Here is a 26,380-nt window from a genome sequence, read left to right as displayed (position 1 = left end):
AATGACACGGTCGCAAACAGCGCGAATAAAGCTTTCATGGCCCTAGATCCCCATATGACGGTCTCGCCGCCGCCCTCGTCGACATCGGCCGGATCTCTTTAACGTGCAGTGAACGTTACGCAGGCGTTATTTTCGCGGACGAGTTCATGAGTATCTGTGCGCCGCCGACCAAACGCAGCATCACGGTTGCGGGGAACGCTTTGTGGAGTACTGGCTAGGCGCGCGCTCCGTGCGAAGGGGTAATCGTGTCGCGCAAGGTCACGCCGTCGTCGCCGAACTCGAGCCCGACCGTCAGCAGGGCGCGGAACTCGTTGTAGCCGCCGGTCCCCGGGTGGAACGCGTGGAAGAACAGCTGCGGGCGGCCGTCGAGCCCCGGGGCGACCGAGGCGTGGCCCGGGGCGAGCCACGCCGGGGTCGAACGCAGCAGCGGCTCGGGCTGCTTGACGTAGGGGCCGAGCAGGCGGTCCGACACCGCGACGCCGATGCCGTAGGACGGGCTGGTGAAGTCGTTGCCGGCGTAAAACAGCCAGTAGCGCCCGGCCTGTTTGGTCACCCACGGGCCTTCGATCAGGTGGCCCTCCCAGTCGAGGTCGTTCGCCAGCACGACGGTCGCCTCGCCGACCAGCGAGGCGCCATCGGGGGCGAGCCGCTGGGCGAGGATCGGGGTGCTCATCGAGGCGACGATGGTCGCGCCGAGGCCCGAGTCCCGAAGCGCGTCCCTGACCGCCGACCAGTTGGCGAGCGCGGCGCGGATCAGCGGCTGCATCAGGAAGAAGCGCTCCATCGGCCGGCGAGTATTGGCCCACGGCTGGACCGCGGCGCAGAACGCGGCGGTGCGGCGGTCCTGCTCGTTGTCGAACAAGCTATCGATCAGTTGCGGGTGGTCGCGCAGCAGCCCGGCGAGCGGGCGCGGCCAGTGGCTGTTGGTGTCGCGCTTCCAGAACAGGACCGGCGCGCCATCGACCGTGCTGATGTGCGAATCGATCACGCTGTCGCCCAGCAACGGCGCGCCATTGTCGATCCACGGACCCGCCGGGTGCGGGCTTTTCGCGAGCCCGATCGAGAGGATATTGTCGCTGTCGCGGGCGGTGTAGCTCAGCCAATATTCGTTGCCGACCCGGGCCATCTCGGGCGCCCAATAGTCGGCGACCCGCGTCCCTGCGGCGGCCCATCCCGGGGTGCGGCCAGCCTCGAACACGAAGCCGACCGGCTGCCAATGTTCGAGGTCGGTCGAGTGGAGGATCGGGAAGGCGTCGGGCGCGTCGTTCGAGGTGGCGACGAGCCAGTGGCCGTCATCGGCTTTCAGCACCGCCGGATCGCCATAGCCCGCCAGGATCCGCGGCGACAGGTTGGCGGTGATCAGGGGGCGCCACGGCGGCTCGGCCGGTGCCGAGGCGACCTCGTCGAACTGGCGCGGCCGCCGGATCCCGAAATCGCGGGCGATCTCCTCGTAGAAGAGTTCGTAATGCAGCGGGTCGCCGCCGGGGAGATGATAGCGACGCTCGTCGCCATCGTTCCGCGTGACGGTGAAGTCGGTTGCCTCGCCGTTGGCGACGGCTGCGACCTCGAACGCGAGTGGGGGGCGTGTCATGGCCTGCAAAATAGAGCGATGGACAGCGAAGGATAGGGCCAACCAGTCCGAGATCGATTGTTTCGCCGGCGCTCGAATGCGCTAAAGGCTGCTTCGCGATGACGGCTTGTCTGCCAACTGGTAGACCGATCCTTCTCATCGGCAGGAACGAAAAGCATGGCCGCGCTAAGTCGATCGATGCAACCCGAGGGGACCCGGATCCGCCGTCTGCTGGTCGCGAACCGGTCGGAGATCGCGATCCGGGTGTTTCGCGCGGCGACCGAGCTCGGGATCAAGACGGTCGCGATCTACGCCGAGCAGGACAAGCTGTCGCTCCACCGGTTCAAGGCCGACGAGGCCTATCAGCTCGACGATAGCGCGGGGCCGATCGCGGCCTATCTCGACGGCGCGGCGATCATCGACATCGCGCTTCGGGCCAAGGTCGACGCGATCCACCCCGGCTATGGTTTTCTGTCCGAGAATCCCGACTTCGCCGAAGCCTGCGCGGCGGCGGGATTCCTGTTCGTCGGACCCTCGCCCGACACGATGCGCAAGCTGGGCGACAAGGTCTCGGCTCGGCACATCGCGATCGCCGCCGGGGTGCCGGTCATTCCGGCGAGCGAGCCGTTGCCCGACGACGACGACGCCACACTGCGCATTGCCGGGGAGCTGGGCTACCCGCTGATGCTGAAGGCGAGCTGGGGCGGCGGGGGACGCGGGATGCGGCCGATCGAAGACGCTTCCGGGCTGATCGAAGCGGTTCGCAGCGGCCGGAGCGAGGCGAAGTCGGCGTTCGGCCGCGACGAGGTCTATCTCGAGCGGCTGATCCGCCGGGCGCGCCACGTCGAGGTCCAGCTGCTCGGCGACCGTCACGGCAACCTGGTCCATCTGTTCGAGCGCGACTGTTCGATCCAGCGGCGCAACCAGAAGGTCATCGAGCGCGCGCCGGCGCCCTATCTGAACGAGGGACAGCGCGCCGAAATCTGCGAAGCCGCGCTGCGGATCGGCCGCGCCACCGGCTATACCGGCGCCGGAACGGTCGAATTTCTGCTCGATGAGAGCGATGGCAAATTCTATTTCATCGAGGTCAATCCGCGCATCCAGGTCGAGCATACGGTGACCGAGATGATCACCGGGATCGACATCGTCAAAGCCCAGCTTCACATCGCCGAGGGCGGCCACATCGGCGTGCCCGAGGAGACCGGCGTCCCCGAGCAGGCCAGGATCGAGATCAACGGCCACGCGCTCCAGTGCCGCATCACCACCGAGGATCCCGAGAACAGCTTCATCCCCGATTATGGCCGGATTACCGCCTATCGCGGCGCGTTCGGCTTCGGGATCAGGGTCGACGGCGGAACGGCTTACTCGGGCGCGATCGTTACGCGCCATTATGATCCGCTGCTAGAAAAGGTCACGGCGTGGGCGCCGACGCCCGAGGAGGTGGTCGCGCGGATGCTGCGCGCGCTTCGTGAATATCGCATCCGCGGAGTCGCGACCAACCTCAACTTCCTCGAGAATCTGCTCAGCCACCCGGACTTTGTCGCCAACCGCTACACGACGCGGTTCATCGACGACAATCCATCCTTGCTCGCCCCGGCGTTTCGCCAGGACCGCGCAACTCGGCTGTTGCGTTACATCGCGGACGTCACCGTCAACGGCCATCCCGACGTCATCGGGCGAGCGCGCCCGCCGGCCACGGCGCGCGCTGCACGACCGCCAAAGTTGCCCGGGCCGATCGTTCCCGGCTCGCGCCAGCGGCTCGAGCGCGATGGCCCGCCCGGGCTCGCCCGCTGGATGCGCGAGCAGACCGCCGTGCTCATCACCGACACGACGATGCGCGACGCGCACCAGTCGCTGCTCGCGACGCGGATGCGCACCGCCGACATGGTCGCGGTCGCCGAAGCCTATGCCAGGGGCCTGCCGCAGCTGTTCAGCCTCGAATGCTGGGGCGGCGCGACGTTCGATGTCGCGATGCGCTTCCTGTGCGAAGACCCGTGGGAGCGGATCGATGCAATCCGCGAGCGCGCCCCCAACCTGCTGACGCAAATGCTGCTGCGTGGTGCCAACGCGGTCGGCTACACCAACTATCCCGACAATGTCGTGCGCCATTTCATCGCCGAGGCGGCGCGGCACATCGACCTTTTCCGCATCTTCGACTGCCTCAACTGGGTCGAGAACATGCGCGTCGCGATCGACGCGGTAGTCGACAGCGGCAAGATCGCCGAGGGCGCGCTGTGCTACACCGGCGACATCCTCGACCCCGACCGCGCCAAGTACAGCCTTGCCTATTATGTCGATCTCGCGAAGCAGCTCGACGCCGCCGGCTGCCACATGATCGCGATCAAGGACATGGCCGGGTTGCTCAAGCCCGCCGCCGCGACCGTGCTGGTGAAGGCATTGCGAGACGCGACCGACCTGCCGCTCCATTTCCACACCCACGACACGTCGGGCGCGGCGGCGGCGACGGTGCTGGCGGCGATCGACGCCGGAATCGACGCGGTCGACGGCGCGATCGACGCGATGTCGGGGACGACCTCGCAGCCGTGCCTCGGCTCGATCGTCGAGGCGCTGCGCCACACGCCGCGCGACACCGGGCTCGACGGCGCGGCAATCCGCTTGCTCAGCGGCTATTGGGAGGACGTGCGCCACCAATATGCGGCGTTCGAAAGCGACCTGAGGTCGGGCGCGTCCGAGGTCTATCTCCACGAAATGCCCGGCGGCCAGTTCACTAATTTGCGCGAGCAGTCGCGCAGCCTCGGGCTCGCCAACCGCTGGCCCGAGATCGCGCGCGCCTATGCCGATGCCAACCGGTTGTTCGGCGACATCGTCAAGGTCACGCCGTCGTCGAAGGTGGTCGGCGACATGGCGCTGGCGATGGTTTCGCAAGGCCTTGGCCCAGACGATCTGCTCGATCCCGGCCGCGAGATCTCGTTTCCGGCATCGGTCGTCGATATGCTGCGCGGCGACCTTGGCCAGCCGCCGGGGGGCTGGCCCGAGGCGATCCAGAAGCGGGTGCTGGGGGACGAGGCGCCGATCACCGTCCGCCCGGCGAGCCTGCTCGGCGCGGTCGACATGGTGGCCGCGCGCAAGCAGGCCGAGAAAAAGTGCGGACGCAAGCTTGGCGAGCGCGAATTCGCCAGTTACCTGATGTATCCCAGGGTGTTCGCTGAGTTCGCCGAGGTCCAGCGGCGCTATGGCCCGGTCACCGCGCTGCCGACCGCGACCTTTTTCTACGGCATGGCGCCGGGCGACGAGATCAGCGTCGAGATCGAGCGCGGCAAGTCGCTCGTCATCAGCCTGCAGGCGATCGGCGAGACCGAGGAAGACGGCTGCGCGCGGCTGTTCTTCGAGCTCAACGGCCAGCCGCGCACGATCATCGTCGATGACCGCCGCGCCGGGGTCAAGCGCGCCGAGCGCCGCCTCGCCGACCCCGCCGACGAGCGCCATGTCGCGGCCCCGATGCCCGGGGTCGTCTCGACCATCGCGGTCAGCGTCGGCAGCGCGGTGAAAGCCGGCGACCGCCTGATGTCGCTGGAAGCAATGAAGATGGAAACCAGCGTCACGGCCCAACGCGACGGGACGATCGCTCAACTGCTGGTGACCGCTGGCCAGTCAGTCGATGCGAAAGACCTGCTGGCGGTGATCGACTAGAAGGTCGTTTTCAGGCTGCGAAGGCCGGCGCCGCGCGGTTGCGGTGGACGATGACGGCGGGGCTGCTGTGCGAGCGCATGCTGGCTTCCGCCAGCGGCAGCGCGGTCGCGCAGATGGCGCATTCGGCCGACATCCGCCCGACCAGCCAGTGGGTCCGCCCGCAACCGGGGCAATGATTGACCTGATGTTCGCGATAGACGGCGTGATAGCCACGGGCAGCGGGGTCATGCGTCATTCGCAGGTCGCTCAAGGTTGGAATCGTCGACATCGTCATCACTACCTCTCGGGAGGATTGAACGACCCTGGCCCGGCAAGGTTTCATCGCAGCGACGAATTGGCGGTGAATCAATCGCGGTTACAGGGCGCGCAGTGCTGCCGCCGGGCGCGCGGTCAGCGCCGGGAGCGCCGCGAGCAGCGCCGCGCCGACCGTCACCACGACCGCGCCCAACGCCAGCGCGGCGAGGCTCGGCCAGTCGGGGCGGAACGGCAGGTCGAAGCTGGCGCCGAGCAGCAACCTCGCCGCCGCGATCCCCGCCGCGAAGGCGCTCAGCGTGACGACCGTCCCGAGCAGTGCGAATTCGATCGCCTGGGTCGCGAGCACCTGGCCCCGCGTGGCGCCGACCAGCTTGAGCAGCACGAGGTCGCGCGCCCGGCTGCGGCGGGTAGCGACGACCGCTCCGGCGAGCACGATCACCCCGAGCAGCAGCGCCACCCCGGTCGCGACCCGCACCGCGCCGGCCAGCGCGACCAGCAACGTGCGGACCTGCGCCACGACATCGGCGACGCGGATCGCGCTGACCATCGGCAGCTTTGCAGCGAGCGCCTGTTCGAGCAGGTCGGTCTTCGCGCCCGACTTTGGCGAAACCGTCGCCATCAGCGTGAACGGCGCCTGCTCGAGCGTTCCGGGGGCGAAGATGATGGCGAAGTTGAACCCCATCGAGCGCCAGTCGATCTCGCGCAAAGAGCCGATCCGCGCCTCGATCGGGCGGCCGAGAATCGAGATCGTCAGCGTGTCGCCGACCTTGAGCTTGAGCGCCCTGGCAGCGTCGACGTCGAGGCTGATCAATGGGGGCCCGCGATAGTCGGACGGCCACCATTGGCCCGCGACGATGCGGTTGCCGAGCGGCAGGTCGCGCGCGAAGGTCAGCCCGCGGTCGCCCTTGAGCACCCACGCGCCTTCCGGAACCTGGCCGAGTTCGGCCACCGGCACGCCCTTCACCGCCGTCACCGGGCCGCGCAGCGACGGGACGAGGCGAAGCTCGGCACCGGGCGCCGTCGCTGCTGCCAGCGTGCGCAGGTCCGCCTCCTGCGCGGCGGGAATATCGATCAGGAACAGCGCCGGGGCACGTGCCGGAAGGCCATTGTCGATCTCGGCGAGGAGGCTCTGCGCAACGCTCGCCAGCGTCACCAGCAGCGCGAGCCCGAGCCCGAGCGCGACCGACAGCCGCACCGTCGCCGCGCCGGGCCGGTCGAGCGCGGCGATCCCGAGCCGCGCGATCGGCCCGCCACGATGACGCAGGCGCCGTGCCGCGAGGCGGACCAGCCCGCCGATCGCGGCGAACAGCAGCCCGAGGATCAGGATCGCCGCGACGCCGACCGCCGCGATTGTCGGATCGCGCGCGCTCGCCACCGCCAGCACCGCCGCGCCGAGCAAGGCCAGCACGGGCACGAACCACCGCCGCGCGGTCGTCGTCGCGTCGGAAACATCGCCGCGCAGGAGGCTCGCCGGGCGCGTCTCGACCGCTGCGGCGAGCGGACCCCATGCGGCGCCGACCGTTACCAGCAGGCCGAACAGTGCCGCTTCGGCGAGCGCCCCCCACTGCGGCGAGGGGTCGGGCGCGATCGGCAGCGACGACCCGATCACGTGCGCCGCGAGTGCCGGCGCGGCCGCCCCGACCGCCAGCCCGGCGAGGATCGCCAGCGCCGCGATCAGCGCCACTTCGATCGCGAGCATCCCGGCCAACGAGCGCCGCCCCGCCCCGAGTAGCTTCAGTGTCGCCACCGTCGCCCGCCGCGACGCCGCGAACGCCGCCGCCGCGCTGGCGATGCCGAGCCCGCCGATCGCCAGCGCGGCCAGCGCGACGAGCAGCAGCATCTCAGCGACCCGCTCGACAAACCGCCGCGTGCCCTGCCCGGCGTCGTTGCGGTCGGTCACCGACCAGCCGCCGTCGGGGAAACGCGCCTGGAACGCCTTGCCGATCGCCTGCGGATCGCGCCCCGGCGGCAGGATAAGCCGGTAACTGGTGGTGGTCAGGCTGCCCGGCTGGACCAGCCCGGTCGCGGCGAGGCCCGCTTCGTCGACTAGAATCGGTGGCGAGAAGGCAAAGCCCGACATCGCCGGCATCTTGTCGATGATCCCCGACACGGTGAAGCGCGCATAGCCGACCCGCACCGCGCTCCCGCGCTTGAGATCGAGCCGCTCGGCCAGCTCGCGCCCGACCGCGACTTCGCGCCCCGTCGGACGCGTCCCGCCCGGCGCCAGATCGAGCCGCCCGGCCAGCGGCCATGCCGCATCGATGCTGCTCAGCTCGGCGAGCCCGATCTTCCCGCCCGGCGCGACCGCCATCGCGCGCAAGGTGACGCTCTTCGACGCCCGGCCCTGTGCGGTCAGCGCAGCCAGTTCCCGGGGCGAGGCGTCATGCTGCGCCGAGCGCACGATCAGGTCGCCTCCGATCAGATTGCGGCCGTTGCTCGCGATCGCGCTGTCGATCGACGAGGCGATGCTGGTCACGCTGGCGATAGCGGCAACCGCGATCGCGAGGCACAGCCACAGCAGGCCGAGCCCGCCCAGTCCCCCGCGCAAGTCACGCCGCGCGAGCCGCCATGCCTCGCTCATAGCGTGTACCCGTCGGCCATCTCGATCCGCCGCCCGGCCCGCGCCGCGACCGCCGGGTCATGGGTGATCACCAGCAGCCCCGCCCCCGCCGCGCCCGCGCGCTCGAACAGCAGGTCGATAATCGAGCCACCGGTCGCGAGGTCGAGGTTGCCGGTCGGCTCGTCGGCGAGCAACAGCCGGGGGCGCGGCGCGGTCGCGCGGGCAATCGCCACGCGTTGTTGCTCGCCGCCCGACAGCTGCGCCGGATAATGGGTCAGCCGGTGGCCGAGCCCGACGCTGCGCAGCTCGGCCTCGGCGCGCGCCTTCGCATCGGGCACCCGCGCCAGCTCGAGCGGTACCTGGACATTTTCGATCGCGGTCATCGTCGGCAACAGCTGGAACGACTGCAGCACGATGCCGATGTCGCGCCCGCGCATCCTCGCCAGCGCATCCTCGCCGAGCGCGCTCGCATCCTGCCCAAGCAACCGCACCGTCCCGCTGGTCGCCCGCTCGAGCCCCGCGACGACCGCCATCAGCGAGGATTTGCCCGATCCCGACGGCCCGAGCAGCGCGAGCGTTTCGCCCGGCTCGAGCCGGAGCGAGACGCCTTTCAGGATTTCGGTCCGCACCTCGCCTGTGCCAAGGGTCAAACGGACGTCGGCGAGTTCGATCAGCGGTGCGGTCATCGGCCCGAGCTAGGGATGGCACCGCCCCGCCACAATGGTAGGACGAAACTATGCTCCTTGCCGTCCTCGCGCTCGCCGCCGCCCAGCCGACACCCAAACCGCTGATCCTTGCCTTCGGGGACAGCCTGACCGCCGGCTACAACCTCGATCGCGGGCTGGGGTTCGCACCCCAGCTCGAAGCGACGCTGCGCCGCCACGGTATCGTCGCGACCGTTGCCGATGGCGGCGTGTCGGGCGACACGAGCACCGCCGGACGCGCGCGCCTCGGGTGGACGCTCGCCGGGCTGCCGCGCAAGCCCGACCTCGTCATCGTCGAGCTCGGTGCCAACGACATGCTGCGTAACCTCGACCCGGCGCTGACCCGCGCCAACCTCGACGCGATCCTCGTCGAGCTCGACCGCCGCCGCATCCCCGTTCTATTTGCCGGGATGCGCGCCGCGCCCAACCTCGATCCGGACTACCGCGCCAAGTTCGACGCGCTCTATCCGGCACTGGCCAAGGCCCACCGCGCCCCGCTCTATCCCTTCATCATGGAGGGCGTCGCCGCCCAGCCCGGAATGCAGCAGCCCGACGGAATGCACCCGACCTTCGCCGGGGTGAAGCGCATCGTCACGGGGATCCTGCCGCGCGTGCTGGCGGCGCTCGGTCGAAACTAGAGGCGCAGTCCCTCGACCGTAATCGGCTCGGCGAACTCGGCGCCTATCCTGGAGCCGGCGATCCATTTGACGACCGCATTGGCGCGATCGCGCCCGGGCAGGATCAGCCACACCCGCGAGCCGACTTCATAATCGGCGCCAGTCTCGGCCATGAAGCCGCTTTCGGAAATGTTGAGGATGCGCGCCTCGCTGCCTTCCTCGCCGAGCGGGCGGACACGTCCCTCGATCGCGACCGCAACGCGATCCGCGCGCCGACGGTCGCCCGCCTCGGCCTCGGCCTCGGCAATACGCGCCTTGATCATCGCAAATCCCATGTCCATCCGAGCCCCACAGCTGGCGAAACGCTCATTCCCTTGAGTGGGTCTGAGCCATAAGAGAGAAAGTCAGCCGCGAGGCTCGGTGAAGTCGATCCCGATCCGTCCGTCACGTACCCAGCGCACCTGGCCCGCGGCGGCCCTCCGGTCGAGCATCTGCAGCGTCACCCGCTCACCGATATGCGGCACCTCGTCGAACAGGATCATCGCGCCCGACGGCGAGACGTTGCCGATCCGCACCGGGCAAGCATGGCCCCGCCAGTTGAGGACCGCAGTGTCGCGGTCGGGAGCGACGCGCGCTTCGAAGCGCTGCTCGAACATCCGGCGGACGTGGCGCGGGATCATCGCGCCGCTCAGACTGAAACCCATCGCCCTTCCTCATTCGAAACCACTTGCAATCAACAGCTTGGCACGGCGCTTCTTAACAGACCGTTCGCATTGGCACCGCATTCTGCACCGCGATGGAATCGCGTCGTCCAGTTCGCGCCGACTGTTGCCCCGCCGACACTGGCGAGCGCCGTTCATCCTGTGTATGCCGCAGGGCCTGCATGGATCGCCCGGTGGGCGGTTGTTGCCGAATGAAGTGAAGGGGTTAGCATGACGGTTCGTTGGAGTTCACAGGTGATCGCCGCCGCCGCGCTGGCCATCGCGCCCGCCGCCATCGCGCCGGCCGCCATCGCCCAGGCGACGCAAGACCCGATCGCACCCGTCGGCACCGCCAAGCCCACCGCGACGTCGCCCGGCAATTCTCCGGCCGCAACCACGCCGCCAATGCCGGTCGTCACCCCCCCGCCAGTGATCGTCGCGCCGCCGTTCTGGCCGCTCGAGGATGCGCAGCAGCTTCTCTCGATGATCCAGTCGGTCGCCGCCGAGGGGCTCTCGCCCAAGGATTACGCCCCCGCCGCGCTGGCCGATGCGATCGCCGCGCGCGATGCCACGCGCGTCTCCGCCGCCGCTACGGAGAGCTTCAACAAGCTCTCGTCCGACTTCGCCTTGGGGCATGTCCGCGGCGAGGACCGCATCGACTGGCACGTCGCCGACCCCGACCTCAGCCCGACCCGCCAGCGCGAACTGCTCGAGGTCGCGCTCGCCCAGCACCGCGTTGGCGACGCGCTGAACGGGCTGTTGCCCACCCACCCGCAATATGGCGCGCTGCGCACCGCGCTCGCCGACCCGATGAACATTGGCCAGGCCAACACCATCCGCCTCAACATGGACCGCTGGCGCTGGCTGCCGCGCAACCTGAGCAATCGGTACATCATCGTCAACGTGCCCGCCTACACCGCCACGCTGGTCGAGAATGGCGCCGCCGTATCGCGCCACAAGGCGGTCGCCGGGGCGATCAAGACGCCCACGCCGCAACTGTCGGCGATGGCCACGGGCATGATCCTCAACCCGTGGTGGGAAGTGCCAACCAGCATCAGCAAGGAAGTCGCGGGGAAAAAGGGCTTCGTCGCGGTGCGCGATCCGGTGACCAAGGCAGTCCAGCGCTGGCGCCAGCCGCCGGGACCGTCGAACGCGCTCGGCGAGATGAAGTTCGTGATGCCCAATCCCTTCGCCATCTACCTTCACGACACCAACGCCAAGAGCCGCTTCAACAGCGCGGTCCGTGCCTTCAGCCACGGCTGCGTCCGCACCGACAAGGTCGGCGACCTCGCCCGCCTGCTGCTGGCCGAAGACGGCGGGACGTGGGACGATGCCAAGGTCACCGCGACGCTGGCGTCGAAGAAAACCGTTCAGGCAAGCTTCGTGAAGCCGCTCCCGGTGTTCATCGTCTACTTCACTGCGGCGGCGGCGATCGACGGGTCGATCGTCAACTACGACGACGTCTACAAGCGCGACGGTACGGTCATCGCTGCGCTGCTCGACCTCCCCCGCGCGGCCAAGAAATCGACCGCGCCGGAGGCAGCGCTGGCGACCAGCGCGGCGACGGCGGCGGATACCGCCCCGGCGTCGACCTCGGCCCCGAAAACCAGGCCCGACCCGATCAAGATCCAGAACGACCCGCTGCGGCCGCGCTGACCACCGTTATTTCACCGGAGTAATCACCAGCCCGCCATCGCCCTCGTCGACCTTGACCGTTGCCCCGTCATGCACCGTCCCCGCCAGGATCGCGTCCGCGAGCGGGTCCTGCAGATACTTCTGCACCGCCCGCTTCAGCGGCCGCGCGCCGTAGACCGGGTCATAGCCGACCCGCCCAAGCCACGCCCGCGCGCCGTCGGTCAGCTCCAACCCGATCTTGCGATCCTCGAGCAGCCTGCCCAGCCGCGCGATCTGGATGTCGACGATCGGCCCCATGTGCGCCTGCCCCAATCGGTGGAACAGGATGATCTCGTCGAGCCGATTGAGGAACTCGGGCCGGAAGTGCGAGCGCACCACCTCCATCACCTGCGGCTCGACCTTTTCGACCGCGTCATCCTCGCCCAGCGCCGCCAGATATTGCGACCCCAGGTTCGACGTCAGGATGATGATCGTGTTGGAAAAATCGACCGTCCGCCCCTGCCCGTCGGTCAGCCGCCCGTCGTCGAGCACCTGCAGCAGGATGTTGAACACGTCGGCGTGGGCCTTCTCGACCTCGTCGAACAGCACCACCTGGTAAGGCCGCCGCCGCACCGCTTCAGTCAGCACCCCGCCTTCCTCGTACCCGACATAGCCGGGAGGCGCGCCGACCAGCCGCGAGACCGCATGCTTTTCCATATACTCCGACATGTCGATGCGGACCATCGCGTTCGAATCGTCGAACAGATATTCGGCCAGCGCCTTGGTCAGCTCGGTCTTGCCGACGCCGGTTGGCCCAAGGAACAGGAACGAGCCAAGCGGCCGACCCGGATCTTGCAGCCCCGCTCGCGCCCGCCGAACCGCCGCCGACACCGCCTTCACCGCCTGGTCCTGCCCGATCACCCGCTTGCCGATCAGCTGCTCCATCTGGAGCAATTTCTCGCGCTCGCCAGCCAGCATCCGCTCGACCGGGATCCCGGTCCAGCGGCTGACCACCGCGGCGATATCCTGGTCGGTCACTTCCTCGCGCAGCATCGCGCCCTGCGACGCCTGCGCCGCTTCGGCCAGCTGCCGCTCAAGCTCGGGGATGCGCCCGTACTGGATCTCGCCCGCCTTCGCGAGGTCGCCAGACCGTTGCGCCTGGTCGAGCTCGTTCCGCGCCGCGTCGAGCGCTTCCTTGACCTTGGCCTCGCCGGCGATCTTCTCCTTCTCGGCCTGCCAGCGCGTGGTCAGCGCGCCCGACTGCTCCTCGAGATCGGCGAGCTCGGTTTCGAGTTTCCCAAGCCGGTCCTTCGACGCGGCGTCGGTCTCCTTCTTCAGCGCCTCGCGCTCGATCTTGAGCTGCATGATCCGCCGGTCGAGATTCTCGATCTCCTCGGGCTTCGACTCGACTTCCATCCGCAGCCGCGACGCCGCCTCGTCCATCAGGTCGATCGCCTTGTCGGGCAGGAACCGGTCCGAAATGTAGCGTTTCGACAACGTCGCCGCCGCGACCAGCGCCGCGTCGGTGATCCGCACCCCGTGGTGAAGCTCGTATTTCTCCTTCAGCCCGCGCAGGATCGAGATGGTGTCGGGCACCGTCGGTTCGCCGACGAACACCGGCTGGAAGCGCCGCTCGAGCGCCGCATCCTTCTCGACATGCTTCCTGTACTCGTCGAGCGTGGTCGCCCCGATGCAATGGAGCTCGCCCCGCGCCAGCGCCGGCTTGAGCAGGTTGGACGCATCCATCGCTCCCTCGCCCTTGCCCGCACCGACCAGCGTGTGCATCTCGTCAATAAATAATATGACCTCGCCCGCGGCCTGCTTGGTCTCGTCGAGGACCCCTTTCAACCGCTCCTCGAACTCGCCGCGATACTTGGCCCCCGCGATCAGCGAGCCCATGTCGAGGCTCAACAGACGGCGATTCTTCAAGCCATCGGGAACGTCGCCATTGGCGATGCGCAGCGCCAGCCCCTCGGCGATCGCGGTCTTGCCGACGCCGGGCTCGCCGATCAGCACCGGGTTGTTCTTGGTCCGCCGCGCGAGCACCTGGATCGTCCGGCGGATCTCCTCGTCGCGCCCGATCACCGGGTCGAGCTTGCCGTCCCGAGCGGCCTGGGTGAGGTCGCGCGAGAAGCGTTTGAGCGCGTCGTAGCGATCCTCGGACGCCTGCGAGTCCGCTGTCCGGCCCCCGCGCAATTTCTCGATGGCGGCGTTGAGTGCCTGCGGGGTCACCCCCGACTTGCCGAGCGCGGTCGCGACCTCGGTTCCCTTGGCCAGCAGCATCGCCAGCAGGATCCGCTCGACCGTGACGAACTGATCGCCGGCCTTGGTCGCGATCTCCTGCGCCTGGTCGATCAGCCGGATCGTATCGCCGTCCATCCCCGGAGCCTGGCTCGCCCCGCTTCCCGTCACCGCCGGCTGCTTGTCGACGAGCGCATCGACCGCTTGGCTCGCCGCCTTGGCGTTCCCGCCAGCCGCATTGAGCAGCCCCGCCGCCATTCCCTGCTCATCGTCGAGCAACGCCTTGGCGAGGTGCGCCGGCACGATCCGCTGGTGATGTTCGCGCACCGCGATGGTCTGCGCAGCCTGCACGAAGCCCCGCGCGCGCTCGGTCAGTTTCTCGAAATCCATCGAAGCCCTCCGTTCACGAGCAAGATAGTGTGGCATTGTTGCAACACAACCCTCGACTGGTCCGCAACCCACGCCTTCAGGTTTTTCTTAATTATGTCTGTTTAATGCGCTTTGGATACTTCAGGAAGTTGCCTTTGGCCTCGCTCGATCTGCAATCGTCCGTCTCCAGCCGTGTCGCGCTCAGCGCGGTGGGGCTTGCCGACCGGCGCGCGGCGGTTGTCGTGCTGGGATCGGTGCTCGTCTACGGTTTCGTCATGCAGCGACTGAGCGGGGTCCCGGTCGGCGCGCTGGTGGGCGTGGTGCTGATGTTCGAGCCGCTCGCCACCGCGACGATCCTGTTCGTCGCACTGGTCGCTGTCGCCTTTTGGATCGTGCGCCCCGAAACCCGCAACCGGATCGAGTCCCGGCTGTTCTGGCTGCTCGTCGCGGGTTCGATGGCGTGGCTGACCTTCCCGCTGTTCGGGATGTTCAAGCAGGTCGTGCTCCCGTTGCGCGGCTTCCTGTGGGACCGCAGCCTGGCGCATATCGGCCGCATGCTGCTCGGCATTTCGCCGTGGCAGATCACCCACCAGCTATTCGGGTCGCTTCCCGCGACACGCTTTCTCGATTCGATTTACAGCCTGTGGTTGGTCCTGATCTTCGTCTTCCCGATGGTCGTCGCGGTCGCGGTCGGCGAGCCCCGCGTGCGGTTCCGCCTGATCTTCAGCTGGTTCGCCGCATGGGTCGTGATCGGCACCCTCGCCGCCTGGGTGTTCGCATCGGCCGGGCCGGTCTATTACAACGCGCTGGTCGGCCACGACGCCAACTATGCGGCGCTCCAGTTGCGCCTCGCCGGGCTCGAGCGGCTCGCCGTGGCGCAGGGCCGCCCGCTCGCCGCACTTCAGTTCCAGCCAATCCTGCTCGATGCCTTTCGGCTGCGCAATTATGCCCCGGCTGGCGGGATTTCGGCGATGCCCTCGATGCACGTCGCGCTGGCGACCCTGCTCGTGATCGGCGGGTTCCGGCGCAACCGGCTGTGGGGCGGCCTGCTGGCGAGCTACGCGCTGCTGATCTGGATCGCCTCGATTCACTTCGGCTGGCATTACTTCATCGACGGCCCGGTCGCGGCGCTGATGATGGTCGGGCTGTGGAAGGCCACCGCCCCGCTCGCCGCGCGCCTCTATCCCAAGCCGAGCTCGGCAATCACCGCGGTGCACGGCGAGCTCTCGCCCTTGCCGTCGCCGCCCCACTTGCGGAATTTCTTCGAATCGACGTGAAACCTGAGCCCCTTGTAGAAGCCCAAACCCACGTCATACCCCGACCCTCGCCATAAATGGATCGCGCACAGCGACCGGATCAGCCCATCGCGCCCGATCGATCTCAGCGGCACCAGGTCGATCGCATAGAGCAGGGCATGCGCACTTTCCGGCGCCCCGTGCGCGCAGGCGTTAAGCACCGGGTTGCGATAGACCGAGACCGGCTCGACCGGCCCGACCACCGGCACGACGTGGCTGCGGATATAGCTCAGCGTCTCGACCATGTGCGGCCATTGATCGGGCGGCGCCACCTCGAACGGCTCGGCCCCGCAGCGCTGCCAGTCGGTCGCGGTGCGCAGCAGCTGCCACGTCGGGACGATCCCGGCGATGCCCTGCTGGACGAGGAAGGCATAGAAACCCGCCACCGCCGCCGGCCGAGCCGGGTCGGCGGTCGCCCAGCGGCGATAGCCGGGCTCATCCTGGCCCGCCGAGATATAGTCCGCCGCGGGAGACAGAACGGGCGCCTGCGCGACCGCGGGCGCACTCATCAGCAGCAAAGCCAGGGCGGCACGCAAACGCATCGCGCCACCCTGACACCGCGCGAACCGCTTGAAAAGCGTCGCTCGCCCGGCCACACCGTGATGATGATGGAACGCCCGATCGACGTCACCTTTCCTCACAGCCTCGGCAAGGCCAAGGCGCGCGAGCGGCTGGCGAGCAACATCCACAAGCTCGGCGATCACATCCCCGGCGGCGCGGCCGAGGTCTCCCACAATTGGGTCGGCGACACACTCGACCTGACCGTCGCCGCGATGGGCGCGAAGGTCGCCGCGACGATCTCCGTCGAAGAGAAAATGGTCCGCTGCCATATCACGCTGCCCGGCATGCTCGCGCTGTTCGCCCGCCCGATCGAGGCGATGCTCAAGGCGAAGGGTCCCGAACTGCTCGAGGATCAATCCAGCAAATAAATCGGGAGGACGGATGCGCCAGTTCGCTGTGATCGGCTCGGGGCCGGCGGGATTCTATACCGTCGAGGCGCTAGCCAAGGCCTATGCCGGAACCGCCCGGATCGACCTCATCGACCGGCTGCCCGTCCCCTACGGACTGATCCGCTTCGGGGTCGCCCCCGACCACCAGTCGATCAAGGCGGTCTCGCGCCGCTACGACAAGGTCGCCGAGGAGGACACGGTGCGCTTCGTCGGCAATGTCTCGGTCGGCAGCAACGTGACCATCGCCGAACTGCGCACCCTCTACGACGCCGTCATCCTCGCCACCGGCGCGCCCCGGGACCGCGCGCTCGGCATCCCCGGCGAGGAGCTACCCGGCGTAGTTGGCTCGGCGGCGTTCGTCGGCTGGTACAATGGCCACCCCGATTTCGCCGATCTCGACCCGCTGCTCGACGGGGCGAGCGCGGCGATCATCGGCAATGGCAATGTCGCGCTCGACGTCGCCCGCATCCTGTCGAAGACTCGAGCCGAGTTCGGCGGATCGGACATCGTCGACCATGCGCTCGATGCGCTCGAGGGCTCGGCGATCCGCACCATCACGCTGGTCGGCCGCCGCGGCCCGCACCAGATCGCGATGACCCCTAAGGAGTTGGGTGAGCTCGGTCACCTCGAAGCCGCAGTTCCCCACGCCGACCCCGCCGACTTCCCCGACCCCGCTGCCGACGCCGCGCTCGACCCGGGTGTGCGCAAGTCGGTCGTTCACCTGCGTGATTTCGCCACTCCACATGACGCCAAGAAAAAGCGCATCGAATTCGACTTCTTCGCCAAGCCGGTGCGGATCGAGGGTGACGGCCGGGCCGAACGCCTGATCGTCGAGCGCACGAGCCTCGACGCGGCCGGCGCCAGCGTCGGCACCGGCGAGACCTACGCCATCCCCGCGTCCCTCGTGGTCAGCTGCATCGGCTATTCGACCCCGCCGATCGACGGTGTCCGCTATGACGAAGCCGGCGGCCGATTCGCCAACGACGCGGGCAAGATCGAAGACGGACTGTTCGCCGTCGGCTGGGCGCGGCGCGGCCCGTCGGGGACGATCGGCACCAACCGCCCCGACGGCTACGAAGTCGCCGACTTGGTCGCCGTCGCATTTGCTCCGGGCAGCGACGGCGGGAAAGCTGGCGGCGACGGGCTCGACGCGCTGCTCGCGTCGCGCAAAGTTCGCTCGACCAGTTTCGCCGACTGGCGCCGGATCGAGGCCGCCGAAACCGAGGCCGCTCGCGACGGCGCCCCGCGCGCGAAAATGGTCCGCCACGAGGATTGGCTCAAAACCCTCTCCTAGTCCTTGCGCCGCGGGAATGCCCCCGCTACGAGGCGCGAGCCCTGCACCGGACCTTGGTCCGGATAGCCCGTGTCGGGGAGTAGCTCAGCCTGGTAGAGCACTGTCTTCGGGAGGCAGGGGCCGGAGGTTCGAATCCTCTCTCCCCGACCATTTTACGCGCAAAAAGGCCATCCTTTCGGGTGGCCTTTTTCGCCAGTTGCGGCTCGCGGTGGTCAGGCGACCGGCTCGGCCACCAGCGCCTTCAGCAGCGCTTCGGCGGCGGGTCCGCTCGACGCCGGGTTCTGCCCGGTGATGAGCAGGCCGTCAGCGACGACATACGACTGGAAATCGCCCGCTTTCGAATAGTCGGCGCCCTTGGCCTTGAGCATTTCCTCGAGCAGGAACGGCACCACGTCGGTCAGCCCGACCGCCGCTTCCTCGCCATTGGTGAACCCGGTCACGCGCTTGCCACGCACCAGCGGCGCGCCCTCGGTCGTGGTGACATTCTTCAGCGCCGCAGGGGCGTGGCAGACCAGCGCGACCGGCTTGCCGGCGGCGAGCGTCTCCTTAATCAACGCCTGCGAATCGGCATCCTCGGCGAGGTCCCACATCGGCCCGTGACCGCCCGGGTAAAACACCCCGTCGAACATCGTCGGATCAATCTCGGCGAGCCGCTCGGTCCGCGCCAGCTGGTCCTGCGCCGTCGGGTCGGCCTTGAACCGCCGGGTCGCATCGGTCTGTGCGTCGGGCGCATCGCTCTTCGGGTCGAGCGGCGGCTGTCCGCCCTTCGGCGAGGCGAGCGTGATGTCGTGCCCGGCGTCCTTCAGCACATAATAAGGCGCGGCAAACTCCTCCAGCCAGAAGCCAGTCTTGTGTCCGGTGTCGCCGAGTTCGGCGTGGCTGGTGAGGATCATGAGGATGTTCACGGGGTGCTTGCTCCGGTTGCCGCGAGGCGGGTTGAGGATGCGCCGGCCCGATTGTTGGACGAACCAAGCAGGCGCATGCTTATAAAGCGGTCAAGGCGCTCCCATGTTCCGCCCATCCCTCGGAGAATCTCATGGCAGCGACCTCTTTTCAACTCGGCGACTTCACCGTCAACCGCATGGGCTTTGGGGCGATGCAACTCGCCGGGCCGCAGGTGTTCGGGCCGCCACGTGACCGCGCCGAAGCAATCGCGGTGCTGCGAGACGCGGTGGCGAGCGGGGTCAACCACATCGACACCAGCGATTATTACGGGCCGTTCGTGGTCAACGAGATCATCCACGAGGCGCTTCATCCCTATCCCGACGACCTGGTGATCGTGACCAAGGTCGGCGCGCGGCGCGGCGACGACGGATCGTGGAACCCGGCCTTTTCCAAGGAGGAATTAACCGCAGCGATCCACGGCAATTTGCGCCGGTTGGGGCGCGAGGTGATCGACGTCGTCAACCTGCGCAGCATGTTCAGCCAGTTAGGTCCGGCCGAAGGATCGCTCGACGAGCCGCTGACCTTGCTCGCCGAGCTTCAGCAGCAGGGGCTGATCCGCCACATCGGGCTGAGCAACGTCACCCCGAAGCAGGTCGAGGACGGTCGCAAGATCTCGCCGATCGCATGTGTGCAGAACTACTATAATATCGTCCACCGCGACGACGACGCTCTGATCGACCGGCTGGCGACCGACGGCATCGCTTATGTGCCGTTCTTCCCGCTCGGAGGTTTCTCACCGGTGCAATCGGACGGACTGTCGCGGGTCGCGGCCGACCTCGGGGCGACGCCGCTGCAGGTCGCGCTGGCGTGGCTGCTGCAGCGCTCGCCCAATATCCTCCCGATCCCCGGCACTTCGTCGGTGGCTCATCTACGCGAGAATCTGGCGGCGGCGGAGCTGGTGCTGGGCGAAGCGGAGGTGCAGCGGCTTATGGGACTGGTCGCCGCCTAGGTCGCGAAGGCCGGGTCAAGGCGGAAGGCCTTGCGCAGCAACGCCGGCCACGCGAGCAGATTGGCGGCCATGGTCAGCCCGCGCACGCCCTGCTCGGCGGCCACCTCGGCGGCACCCTGCTGCGGGTTGTTGATCCGGTCGCCGGCCGACAGCGCCATGATCTGCGCTTCGCACGCGCGCTCGATGAAATAGAGTTTGACGAAACATTCGCCGACATTGCCGCCAACCGCGAGCGTGCCGTGGTTGCGCAGCAGCATCGCGCACTTGGTGCCAAGGTCGGCGACGATCCTGGTCCGCTCGTCGAGGTCGACCGCAACGCCTTCATAATCGTGGAAGGCGAGATCGCCGCGCACCAGCATCGCGGTCTGGGTCAACGGCAACAGCCCGTCCTGATGCGCGCTGACCGCCTGTCCGGCCGGCGTGTGGAGGTGCATCACCGCCTGCGCATCGTCGCGCGCCATGTGGATCGCCGAATGGATGGTGAAGCCCGCGGGGTTGGTGATGAACGGCGTCGGCTCGACCGGCTTGCCGTCGACGTCGATCTTGATCAGCGACGAGGCGGTCACTTCCTCGAACATGAGGTTGTAGGGGTTCATCAGAAAATGATGCTCGGGTCCCGGGACGCGCGCCGACAAATGGGTGAAGACGAGATCGTCCCAGCCATAATGCGCGACCAGCCGGTAGGCGGCGGCGAGGTCGACGCGGATGTTCCACTCCTCGTCGCTGACCTTGCCCTTGAGCGACGGAATGCGAACCTCGGACAAGGCTTCGAGCCCCTCCATCCCGCGGGTCATCGATGTGGCGCGGTTCATGCGGGTTGCTCCTGACGGTCGGGGTGGGCGGCGGCGAACGCCGGGTGCTGGCATGCCGCGGCGTCGATCCGAACGAGGGTCGGATAGGCGTCGAGCGGGGTGTCGTTCCGGCGCGCGTTATACAGTTGCGGCACGAGGCAGATGTCGGCGAGGCTGACCGCGTCGCCGTTGAGCCATTGGCCGGCGCTCTTCGCCGCCATCGCTTCCAATGCCGGCAGCCCTTCCGCAATCCAGTGGCGGTACCAGACGTCGCTCTCGTCCTGCGAATGGACGAGCGGACCGCGAAGGTAGCGCAGCACGCGCAGATTATTGAGCGGGTGAATGTCGCACGCCACGACCAGCGCCATCGCCAGGACATGGCTGCGCTCGGCTGGGTCGTGCGGCACGAACGGCGGCTGCTTGTAGGTCGCATCGATATAATCGAGGATCGCCAGGCTCTGGGTCAGCCGGTGCCCGTCAATCTCGAGCAGCGGCACGAAGCCTTGCGGGTTGAGCTCGTGATACGCCGCCTGGCTTTGCTCGGAGGTGACGAGATTGACCATCGTCGAGCGATACTCGATCCCCTTGAGGTTGAGCCCGATGCGGACGCGATAGCTTGCCGAGGAGCGGAAATAATCGTGGAGGATGACGTGCGACATGACCGCGATTTGCGCCTTTCCCGTCGCCCGCGTCAATCGCCGAGAAACGGCGCGATGACATCGGCGGGGACGCGGACCGGGCGGCCGGCGGCCTTGTCGATATCGGCCTCGCTCGCCGTGATCGTCCGCTCGAACACCGACCTCATCATTCGCCCATCTGGGTGAGCACAAACGCATAGGCCTCGGCATTCTCGCGCAGCGCGTCCCACCGGCCCGACTTGCCGCCATGACCCGCGCCCATGTTGATCTTGAGCAGCAACATGTTGTCGCCGGTCTTGGTCGCGCGCAGTTTCGCGGCCCATTTGGCCGGCTCCCAATAGGTCACGCGCGGGTCGTTGAGGCCGCCGGTGATGAGCAGCGGCGGATACGCCTGGGCCGCGACATTGTCGTAAGGCGAGTAACCGCGAATGAGGTCGAACGCCGCCTTGTCCTCGATCGGATTGCCCCATTCGGGCCACTCGCCCGGGGTGAGCGGCAGCGTGTCGTCGAGCATCGTGTTGAGCACGTCGACGAACGGCACGTCGGCGACGATCGCGCCCCACAGCTCGGGGGCCTGGTTGGCCACCGCGCCCATCAGCTCGCCCCCGGCCGAACCGCCCTGCGCGGCGATCCGACCGGGCCTGGCGTAGCCAAGCTCGGCCAGCCCGCGAGCGACATCGACGAAATCGTTGAAGCTATTGGGGCGCCTTTGAAGCTTGCCGTCGAGGTACCAGCCGTGGCCGAGATCGTCGCCGCCGCGAATGTGGGCGATGGCGTAGGCGAAGCCGCGATCGACCAGGCTCAGCCGCGTCGGGGAGAAGCCCGGCGGGATGGCGATCCCGTAGGCGCCATAGCCGTAGAGGAACAGGCGGCCCGCCCCGTCGAGCTTGCTGCCGGCGCGGCGGACGATCGACACCGGAACCATCGCCCCGTCGCGCGCGCGGATCAGGCGGCGGTCGATGACATAGTCGGCGGGGTCGTGGCCCGATGGGATCTCGAGCACGCGCAAGGTCTCGAGCCGGTCGTCTGCGGGGTGGAAGTCATACACCGTCGGCGGGGTGACCATCGAGCTGTACGACAGGCGATAGGCGGCGGGCGCGAAGTCGGCGTTGCCGGCGAAATCGGCCGAATAGCTCGCCTCGTCGAACGGGATCGCGCGCTCGTCGCCGGCGTATGTCCGCAGCACCAGCCGGTCGAGCCCGTCCTCACGGGTGGTCAGCGCGAGATGGTCGCGATAGCTCGCCGCGCCGCGCAGATAGACCCGGTCCGACCCGGCGATCTCCTCGCGCCACTCGGCTGGCGTTTCGACCGCGGCGGAGACGAGGCGGAAGTTGATGTGTGCGTCGTTGGTGACGATCCACAGCCGGCCGTGCGCCGCGTCAGTATGATATTCGATGTTGGGCCGGCGCGCGGCGATCAGCACCGGCGCGGCGGTCGGGTCGGCGGCGGGGACGAAGCGGACCTCGCTCGAGGTGTTGTCGCCGGTCGCGATGAAGATCAGGCTGTCGTCCTGCGACTTGCCGAGCCCGACCGAGAAACCCTTGTCGAGCGTCTCTTCATAGAGGGTGACCGCGTTGGCCGGATCGTCGCCCAGCCGGTGATATTTCGCCTTGTCGCTGCGCCAATGCTCGTTGACCTCGGTGAACGCGACGCCCTTGCTGTCGGCCGCCCACACCGGCGCCCCGATCGCGACCTCGGTAATCGTTTCGATGTCCTTGCCCGACGCGATGTCGCGGATGCGCAGCTTGAACCGCTCCGACCCGTCGTCGTCGACCAGCGTCGCGAGCAGCTTGTAATCGGGCGACGTGACGATCGCGCCCAACCGGAAATAGTCGTGCCCCTCGGCGGCGGCGACCTCGTCGAAGATCAGCTCCTCGGTGCCCGTCTCGCGGCCCTTGCGATACCAGCGGCGATACTGCTCGCCCGGCTTGTATGCCCACCAATATTCAAAGCGTCCGTCGGGCGCCGGGACGCTCGACAGATCCTCCTTGATGCGCCCCTTCATCTCCTCGAACAGCGTGTCGACCAGCCCCTTGTGCGGCGCCATCACCGCTTCGAAATAGGCATTTTCGGCCTTGAGGTAGGACAGCACTTCCTCGTCGGTGACCTCGGGATAGCCTTGGTCGCGCAGCCACGCCCAGTCGTCGCTGATCGTCACGCCGTGGCGGGTATATTCGTTCGGGCGGCGGGCAGCGACGGGCGGGGTTGGAAGCGTCATCGGGGTTCCTGAAATCGGCGAAGGGGTCTAGGGTCGCGCGTCTTCTAGACGTTGATCGAGAGATTGCCATGTCCAGCTATGCCGACCGCCTCGCCGCCTTGCGCGCCCAGCTCGCCGAAGATCGACTGGACGGCTTTGTCGTCCCGCTGACCGACGAGCATATGAGCGAATATGTCGGCAGCTACGCCCAGCGGCTCGAATGGCTGACCGGGTTCAAGGGCTCGGCCGGGTCGGCGGTGGTGCTGCCGCAGGAGGCCGCGATCTTCACCGATGGACGGTACACGCTGCAGGTGCGGCAACAGGTCAGCGGCGACCAGTGGAGCTATCAGTCGGTTCCCGAAACGAGCATCGCCGACTGGCTCAAGGAGCATGCGCCGCAGGGTGGGCGAATCGGCTACGACCCGTGGCTTCATTCGCGCGACTGGGCGAAGAAGGCGAGTGAGGCCCTTCACGCGCGCACCGCGACCCTCGTCGCGGTCGCGCGCAACCCGATCGATGTCGTCTGGCAGGACCGCCCCGAAGCGTCGAAGGCGCATCTCGTTGTCCAGCCGGACAGCCTCGCCGGACAGTCGTCGGCCAACAAGCGCACCGCGATCGCCGAATGGCTCGGCAAGCAGGGCGCCGACGCGGCGGTGCTCGCGGCGCTCGATTCGATCGCGTGGACGTTTAACGTGCGCGGCGCCGACGTCAGCCACACCCCGGTCGCGCTGGCCTATGCGCTGGTCAACGCCGACGGGACCGCCGACCTGTTCGTCGCGAGCGATAAGGTCGGGCCCGAAGTCGCCCAGCACCTCGGCAACGGCGTCCGGCTGCACGAGCGCGCCGATTTCGAGGAGGCACTGACCCGGCTCGGCGGCAAGACCGTCGCGGTCGATCCCGAACGCTCGGTCGCGGCGATCTTCGAGGCGCTCGAAAAAGGCGGCGCGAAGATCGTCACCCACCGCGACCCGACCGTCCTCCCGCGCGCGATCAAGAACCCGGTCGAGATCGCCGGCCACCAGGCGGCGCAGGCGCGCGATGGCGCGGCGATCGCCCGCTTCCTGCGCTGGGTCGAGGCCGAGGCGCCAAAGGGCGGGCTCGACGAACTGACCGCGTCGGACAGGCTCGAGGCGTTGCGCACCGAGGGCGGGCTGTTGAAAGACCTGTCGTTCGATTCGATCTCGGGATCGGGGCCCAACGGCGCGATCGTCCATTACAAGGCGAGCCCTGAAACCAACCGCCCGCTCGAGATGAACTCGCTCTACCTGATCGATTCGGGCGGCCAATATGCCGACGGCACGACCGACATAACCCGCACCCTCGCGATCGGCCAGCCGACCGACGAGATGCGCGACCGCTTCACCCGCGTCCTCAAGGGCCACATTGCGCTGGCGACCGCGCTGTTCCCCAAGGGCGTGCGCGGATCGCAGCTCGACAGCTTCGCGCGTCGTCCGCTGTGGGAGGCGGGCCTCGACTATGCGCACGGCACCGGCCACGGCGTCGGCAGCTTCCTGTCGGTCCACGAGGGCCCGCAGCGCATCGCGCCAGTCGGATCGGGCCAGGCCGGCGGAGACGAGCCGTTGCAGGCGGGGATGATCCTGTCCAACGAACCGGGATACTACAAGGCCGGCGAGTACGGCATCCGTATCGAGAATCTGGTCCTGGTCGTCACGAAGCAGGTGACTGGCGCCGAGAAGGAGATGCTCGGCTTCGACACGCTGACCTTCGCCCCGATCGAGCGGCGGCTGGTGGTAACCGAAATGCTGTCCCCGGCCGAGCTTGGCTGGCTCAATGCCTATCACGCCGAGGTGGTGTCCAAGATCGGTCACCAGCTTGGCGCCGAAGACAGGGCCTGGCTAGAGGCCGCCTGCGCGCCGCTCTAGGCATCCTTGGGCGGCGAAGGCACAGCCTCCCTCGCCTGCGCCTTGCGTTTGCGTAGATTCTCGCGGAGCGCGGCGGCCAGCCGTTCCTCCTTCAATTTTTCGGCGTCGATCATCTTGCGTCGCTAGGCCCGTCGCCGGTGGCCCCGCAAGCCTTGACGCGTCACACCGTCACGGCCATAGGCCCCCCGTCCCCGGACAAGCTGTCGTAGCTCAGTGGTAGAGCGCATCCTTGGTAAGGCTGAGGTCGTGAGTTCAATCCTCACCGACAGCACCATTTCTTTCTCGTCATGTGCCCGCCGTCAGTGGGCAGATGGCGGGCCGCCATCGGGCGCCGATGAGTCCTTGTTCCTCACCGCAGCGACACTCGCGGCCCGCCCTCCGCCAAGTAGGTGACGCCGAGCTTGAGTGGATGCATTGTTCGATCTGCCGTCATTGCGCCCTCACATCAGGATAAAATCCATCGGTAGCATCGGTCCCGTAACGAGACGCCCTCGGTCGGGGTTTTAACTTTTGTTAACCCGCGCACCTTAGGGTCAGGACTCGTTGATCAGAACCAGAAGATGACGGTGGCGGCGAGGGCGATGGCGGAGAGGAAGACGGTCGGGCATCGATCGTAGCGAGTGGCGACGCGGCGCCAGTCCTTGAGGCGGCCGAACATGATCTCGATGCGGCTGCGGCTTTTGTATCGGCGCTTGTCGTATTTGATGGGCATGATCCGGGATTTCCGTCCCGGAATGCAGGGTGTGATGCCCTTTGCCTGAAGGGCGTCCCTGTACCAGTCTGCGTCGTAGCCGCGGTCGGCCAGCATCCACTGCGCCTTGGGGAGATCGTCCAGTAGCGCTGCCGCACCGGTGTAATCGCTGACCTGGCCAGCGGTCATGAAGAAGCTGAGCGGCCGGCCGTTGGCATCGGTGACGGCATGAAGCTTTGTGTTCATGCCTCCTTTGGTGCGACCGATGAGCCGCCCGAGACCCCCTTTTTTACCCGCAGGCTTGATGCCGTGCGGTGTGCCTTGAGGTAGGTCGCGTCGATCATGATCGTCTTCGGCGTGGCGCTCGCAGCCGCCAGTCCTTCCATCATGCGAAGGAAAATGCCCCTCTCGCCCCACCGCTTCCAGCGGTTGTACAGCGTCTTGTGTGGACCGTACTCCCTTGGT

The 26,380-nt window shown here is 67.8% G+C and carries 20 protein-coding genes, 2 tRNA genes and 1 pseudogene; 10 read left to right on the top strand and 13 right to left on the bottom strand.

Features of this window, described 5'->3' with window-relative positions:
• Positions 1–214: 214 nt before the first annotated feature.
• The gene (locus Q0R27_RS03345) at positions 215–1,591 is read right to left on the bottom strand and encodes a family 43 glycosylhydrolase (protein WP_293940878.1); all 1,377 of its coding nucleotides are present in this window, start codon (positions 1,589–1,591) and stop codon (positions 215–217) included.
• A 156-nt stretch (positions 1,592–1,747) separates the two neighbouring features.
• Here Q0R27_RS03345 and Q0R27_RS03340 point away from each other — a divergent pair, with 156 nt between their 5' ends.
• On the top strand, positions 1,748–5,221 hold the full coding sequence (locus tag Q0R27_RS03340; protein WP_293940877.1) for a pyruvate carboxylase: 3,474 nt from the start codon (positions 1,748–1,750) through the stop codon (positions 5,219–5,221).
• 10 nt (positions 5,222–5,231) lie between these two features.
• Here the strand turns inward: Q0R27_RS03340 and Q0R27_RS03335 are convergent, their stop codons facing one another.
• From Q0R27_RS03335 to Q0R27_RS03325, 3 genes are all read right to left on the bottom strand, one after another.
• Positions 5,232–5,495, bottom strand: a complete 264-nt coding sequence (locus Q0R27_RS03335) for a hypothetical protein (RefSeq protein WP_293940875.1) — start codon at positions 5,493–5,495, stop codon at positions 5,232–5,234.
• 81 nt (positions 5,496–5,576) lie between these two features.
• Entirely contained in the window at positions 5,577–8,057 is a 2,481-nt protein-coding gene (locus Q0R27_RS03330; RefSeq protein WP_293940873.1) for an FtsX-like permease family protein, read from the bottom strand.
• Complete coding sequence (locus tag Q0R27_RS03325; RefSeq protein ID WP_293940871.1) at positions 8,054–8,722, bottom strand: ABC transporter ATP-binding protein; 669 nt, start codon at positions 8,720–8,722, stop codon at positions 8,054–8,056. Before Q0R27_RS03325 ends, Q0R27_RS03330 begins: the two co-directional genes overlap by 4 nt.
• A gap of 50 nt (positions 8,723–8,772) precedes the next feature.
• On the opposite strand from Q0R27_RS03325, the gene Q0R27_RS03320 reads away from it, so the two are divergent.
• Positions 8,773–9,378 (top strand): arylesterase, encoded by a 606-nt coding sequence (locus Q0R27_RS03320; RefSeq protein ID WP_293940869.1) that lies wholly within the window; start codon positions 8,773–8,775, stop codon positions 9,376–9,378.
• Here the strand turns inward: Q0R27_RS03320 and Q0R27_RS03315 are convergent.
• Both Q0R27_RS03315 and Q0R27_RS03310 read right to left on the bottom strand, forming a co-directional pair.
• Entirely contained in the window at positions 9,375–9,698 is a 324-nt protein-coding gene (locus tag Q0R27_RS03315; RefSeq protein WP_293940868.1) for a PilZ domain-containing protein, read from the bottom strand. The genes Q0R27_RS03320 and Q0R27_RS03315 overlap by 4 nt on opposite strands.
• A 63-nt stretch (positions 9,699–9,761) precedes the next feature.
• Positions 9,762–10,061, bottom strand: a complete 300-nt coding sequence (locus Q0R27_RS03310) for a PilZ domain-containing protein (protein WP_293940867.1) — start codon at positions 10,059–10,061, stop codon at positions 9,762–9,764.
• A 228-nt stretch (positions 10,062–10,289) separates the two neighbouring features.
• Between Q0R27_RS03310 and Q0R27_RS03305 the strand changes: the two genes are divergently transcribed.
• Positions 10,290–11,714, top strand: coding sequence for a L,D-transpeptidase family protein (locus Q0R27_RS03305; RefSeq protein ID WP_293940865.1), 1,425 nt, complete (start codon positions 10,290–10,292; stop codon positions 11,712–11,714).
• Between the two features lie 6 nt (positions 11,715–11,720).
• Here the strand turns inward: Q0R27_RS03305 and clpB are convergent, their stop codons facing one another.
• On the bottom strand, positions 11,721–14,303 hold the full coding sequence (clpB, locus tag Q0R27_RS03300; RefSeq protein WP_293940863.1) for an ATP-dependent chaperone ClpB: 2,583 nt from the start codon (positions 14,301–14,303) through the stop codon (positions 11,721–11,723).
• A 134-nt stretch (positions 14,304–14,437) separates the two neighbouring features.
• Between clpB and Q0R27_RS03295 the strand changes: the two genes are divergently transcribed.
• Positions 14,438–15,559: a phosphatase PAP2 family protein gene (locus Q0R27_RS03295; protein WP_293940861.1), complete on the top strand. Its 1,122-nt coding sequence runs from the start codon at positions 14,438–14,440 to the stop codon at positions 15,557–15,559.
• Here the strand turns inward: Q0R27_RS03295 and Q0R27_RS03290 are convergent.
• Positions 15,463–16,119, bottom strand: a complete 657-nt coding sequence (locus Q0R27_RS03290) for a hypothetical protein (RefSeq protein ID WP_293940859.1) — start codon at positions 16,117–16,119, stop codon at positions 15,463–15,465. The two genes, Q0R27_RS03295 and Q0R27_RS03290, sit on opposite strands and share 97 nt — an antisense overlap.
• A gap of 60 nt (positions 16,120–16,179) precedes the next feature.
• Between Q0R27_RS03290 and Q0R27_RS03285 the strand changes: the two genes are divergently transcribed.
• The 3 genes from Q0R27_RS03285 (at position 16,180) to Q0R27_RS03275 (ending at position 17,971) form a co-directional block, all read left to right on the top strand.
• A complete protein-coding gene (locus tag Q0R27_RS03285; RefSeq protein ID WP_293940856.1) occupies positions 16,180–16,506 on the top strand; it encodes a polyhydroxyalkanoic acid system family protein in 327 nt (108 codons plus the stop codon).
• A 13-nt stretch (positions 16,507–16,519) separates the two neighbouring features.
• Positions 16,520–17,821, top strand: a complete 1,302-nt coding sequence (locus Q0R27_RS03280) for an FAD-dependent oxidoreductase (protein WP_293940854.1) — start codon at positions 16,520–16,522, stop codon at positions 17,819–17,821.
• A 73-nt stretch (positions 17,822–17,894) separates the two neighbouring features.
• Positions 17,895–17,971, top strand: a tRNA-Pro gene (locus Q0R27_RS03275).
• Positions 17,972–18,033: 62 nt separating this feature from the next.
• On the opposite strand, the gene Q0R27_RS03270 is transcribed toward Q0R27_RS03275, so the two are convergent.
• Positions 18,034–18,726 (bottom strand): type 1 glutamine amidotransferase domain-containing protein, encoded by a 693-nt coding sequence (locus tag Q0R27_RS03270; protein WP_293940852.1) that lies wholly within the window; start codon positions 18,724–18,726, stop codon positions 18,034–18,036.
• Between the two features lie 131 nt (positions 18,727–18,857).
• Here Q0R27_RS03270 and Q0R27_RS03265 point away from each other — a divergent pair, with 131 nt between their 5' ends.
• On the top strand, positions 18,858–19,715 hold the full coding sequence (locus Q0R27_RS03265) for an aldo/keto reductase family oxidoreductase (protein WP_293940850.1): 858 nt from the start codon (positions 18,858–18,860) through the stop codon (positions 19,713–19,715).
• Here Q0R27_RS03265 and Q0R27_RS03260 read toward each other — a convergent pair.
• The 3 genes from Q0R27_RS03260 to Q0R27_RS03250 form a co-directional block, all read right to left on the bottom strand.
• A complete protein-coding gene (locus tag Q0R27_RS03260) occupies positions 19,712–20,497 on the bottom strand; it encodes a class II aldolase/adducin family protein (RefSeq protein ID WP_293940900.1) in 786 nt (261 codons plus the stop codon). The two genes, Q0R27_RS03265 and Q0R27_RS03260, sit on opposite strands and share 4 nt — an antisense overlap.
• Before the next feature lie 26 nt (positions 20,498–20,523).
• Positions 20,524–21,165, bottom strand: coding sequence for a maleylacetoacetate isomerase (gene maiA / locus Q0R27_RS03255; RefSeq protein ID WP_293940848.1), 642 nt, complete (start codon positions 21,163–21,165; stop codon positions 20,524–20,526).
• Between the two features lie 145 nt (positions 21,166–21,310).
• Positions 21,311–23,362 carry a S9 family peptidase gene (locus Q0R27_RS03250; protein ID WP_293940846.1) on the bottom strand — a complete coding sequence of 684 codons (2,052 nt, stop codon included), beginning with the start codon at positions 23,360–23,362 and terminating at the stop codon, positions 21,311–21,313.
• A gap of 68 nt (positions 23,363–23,430) precedes the next feature.
• Here Q0R27_RS03250 and Q0R27_RS03245 point away from each other — a divergent pair, with 68 nt between their 5' ends.
• Together Q0R27_RS03245 and Q0R27_RS03240 are read left to right on the top strand one after the other, a co-directional pair.
• Complete coding sequence (locus Q0R27_RS03245; RefSeq protein WP_293940844.1) at positions 23,431–25,224, top strand: aminopeptidase P family protein; 1,794 nt, start codon at positions 23,431–23,433, stop codon at positions 25,222–25,224.
• A gap of 199 nt (positions 25,225–25,423) precedes the next feature.
• Positions 25,424–25,498 (top strand) — tRNA-Thr (locus Q0R27_RS03240).
• A gap of 273 nt (positions 25,499–25,771) precedes the next feature.
• On the opposite strand, the pseudogene Q0R27_RS03235 reads toward Q0R27_RS03240, so the two are convergent.
• Positions 25,772–26,380, bottom strand: a pseudogene (locus Q0R27_RS03235) (IS5 family transposase); the annotation flags it as partial.

The organism is Sphingomonas sp., from assembly GCF_025362505.1.
In the GTDB taxonomy this organism is placed as follows: domain Bacteria; phylum Pseudomonadota; class Alphaproteobacteria; order Sphingomonadales; family Sphingomonadaceae; genus Sphingomicrobium.
The sequence above is the reverse complement of the archived record's forward strand: the minus strand, read 5'-3'. Positions and strand labels throughout refer to the sequence as shown.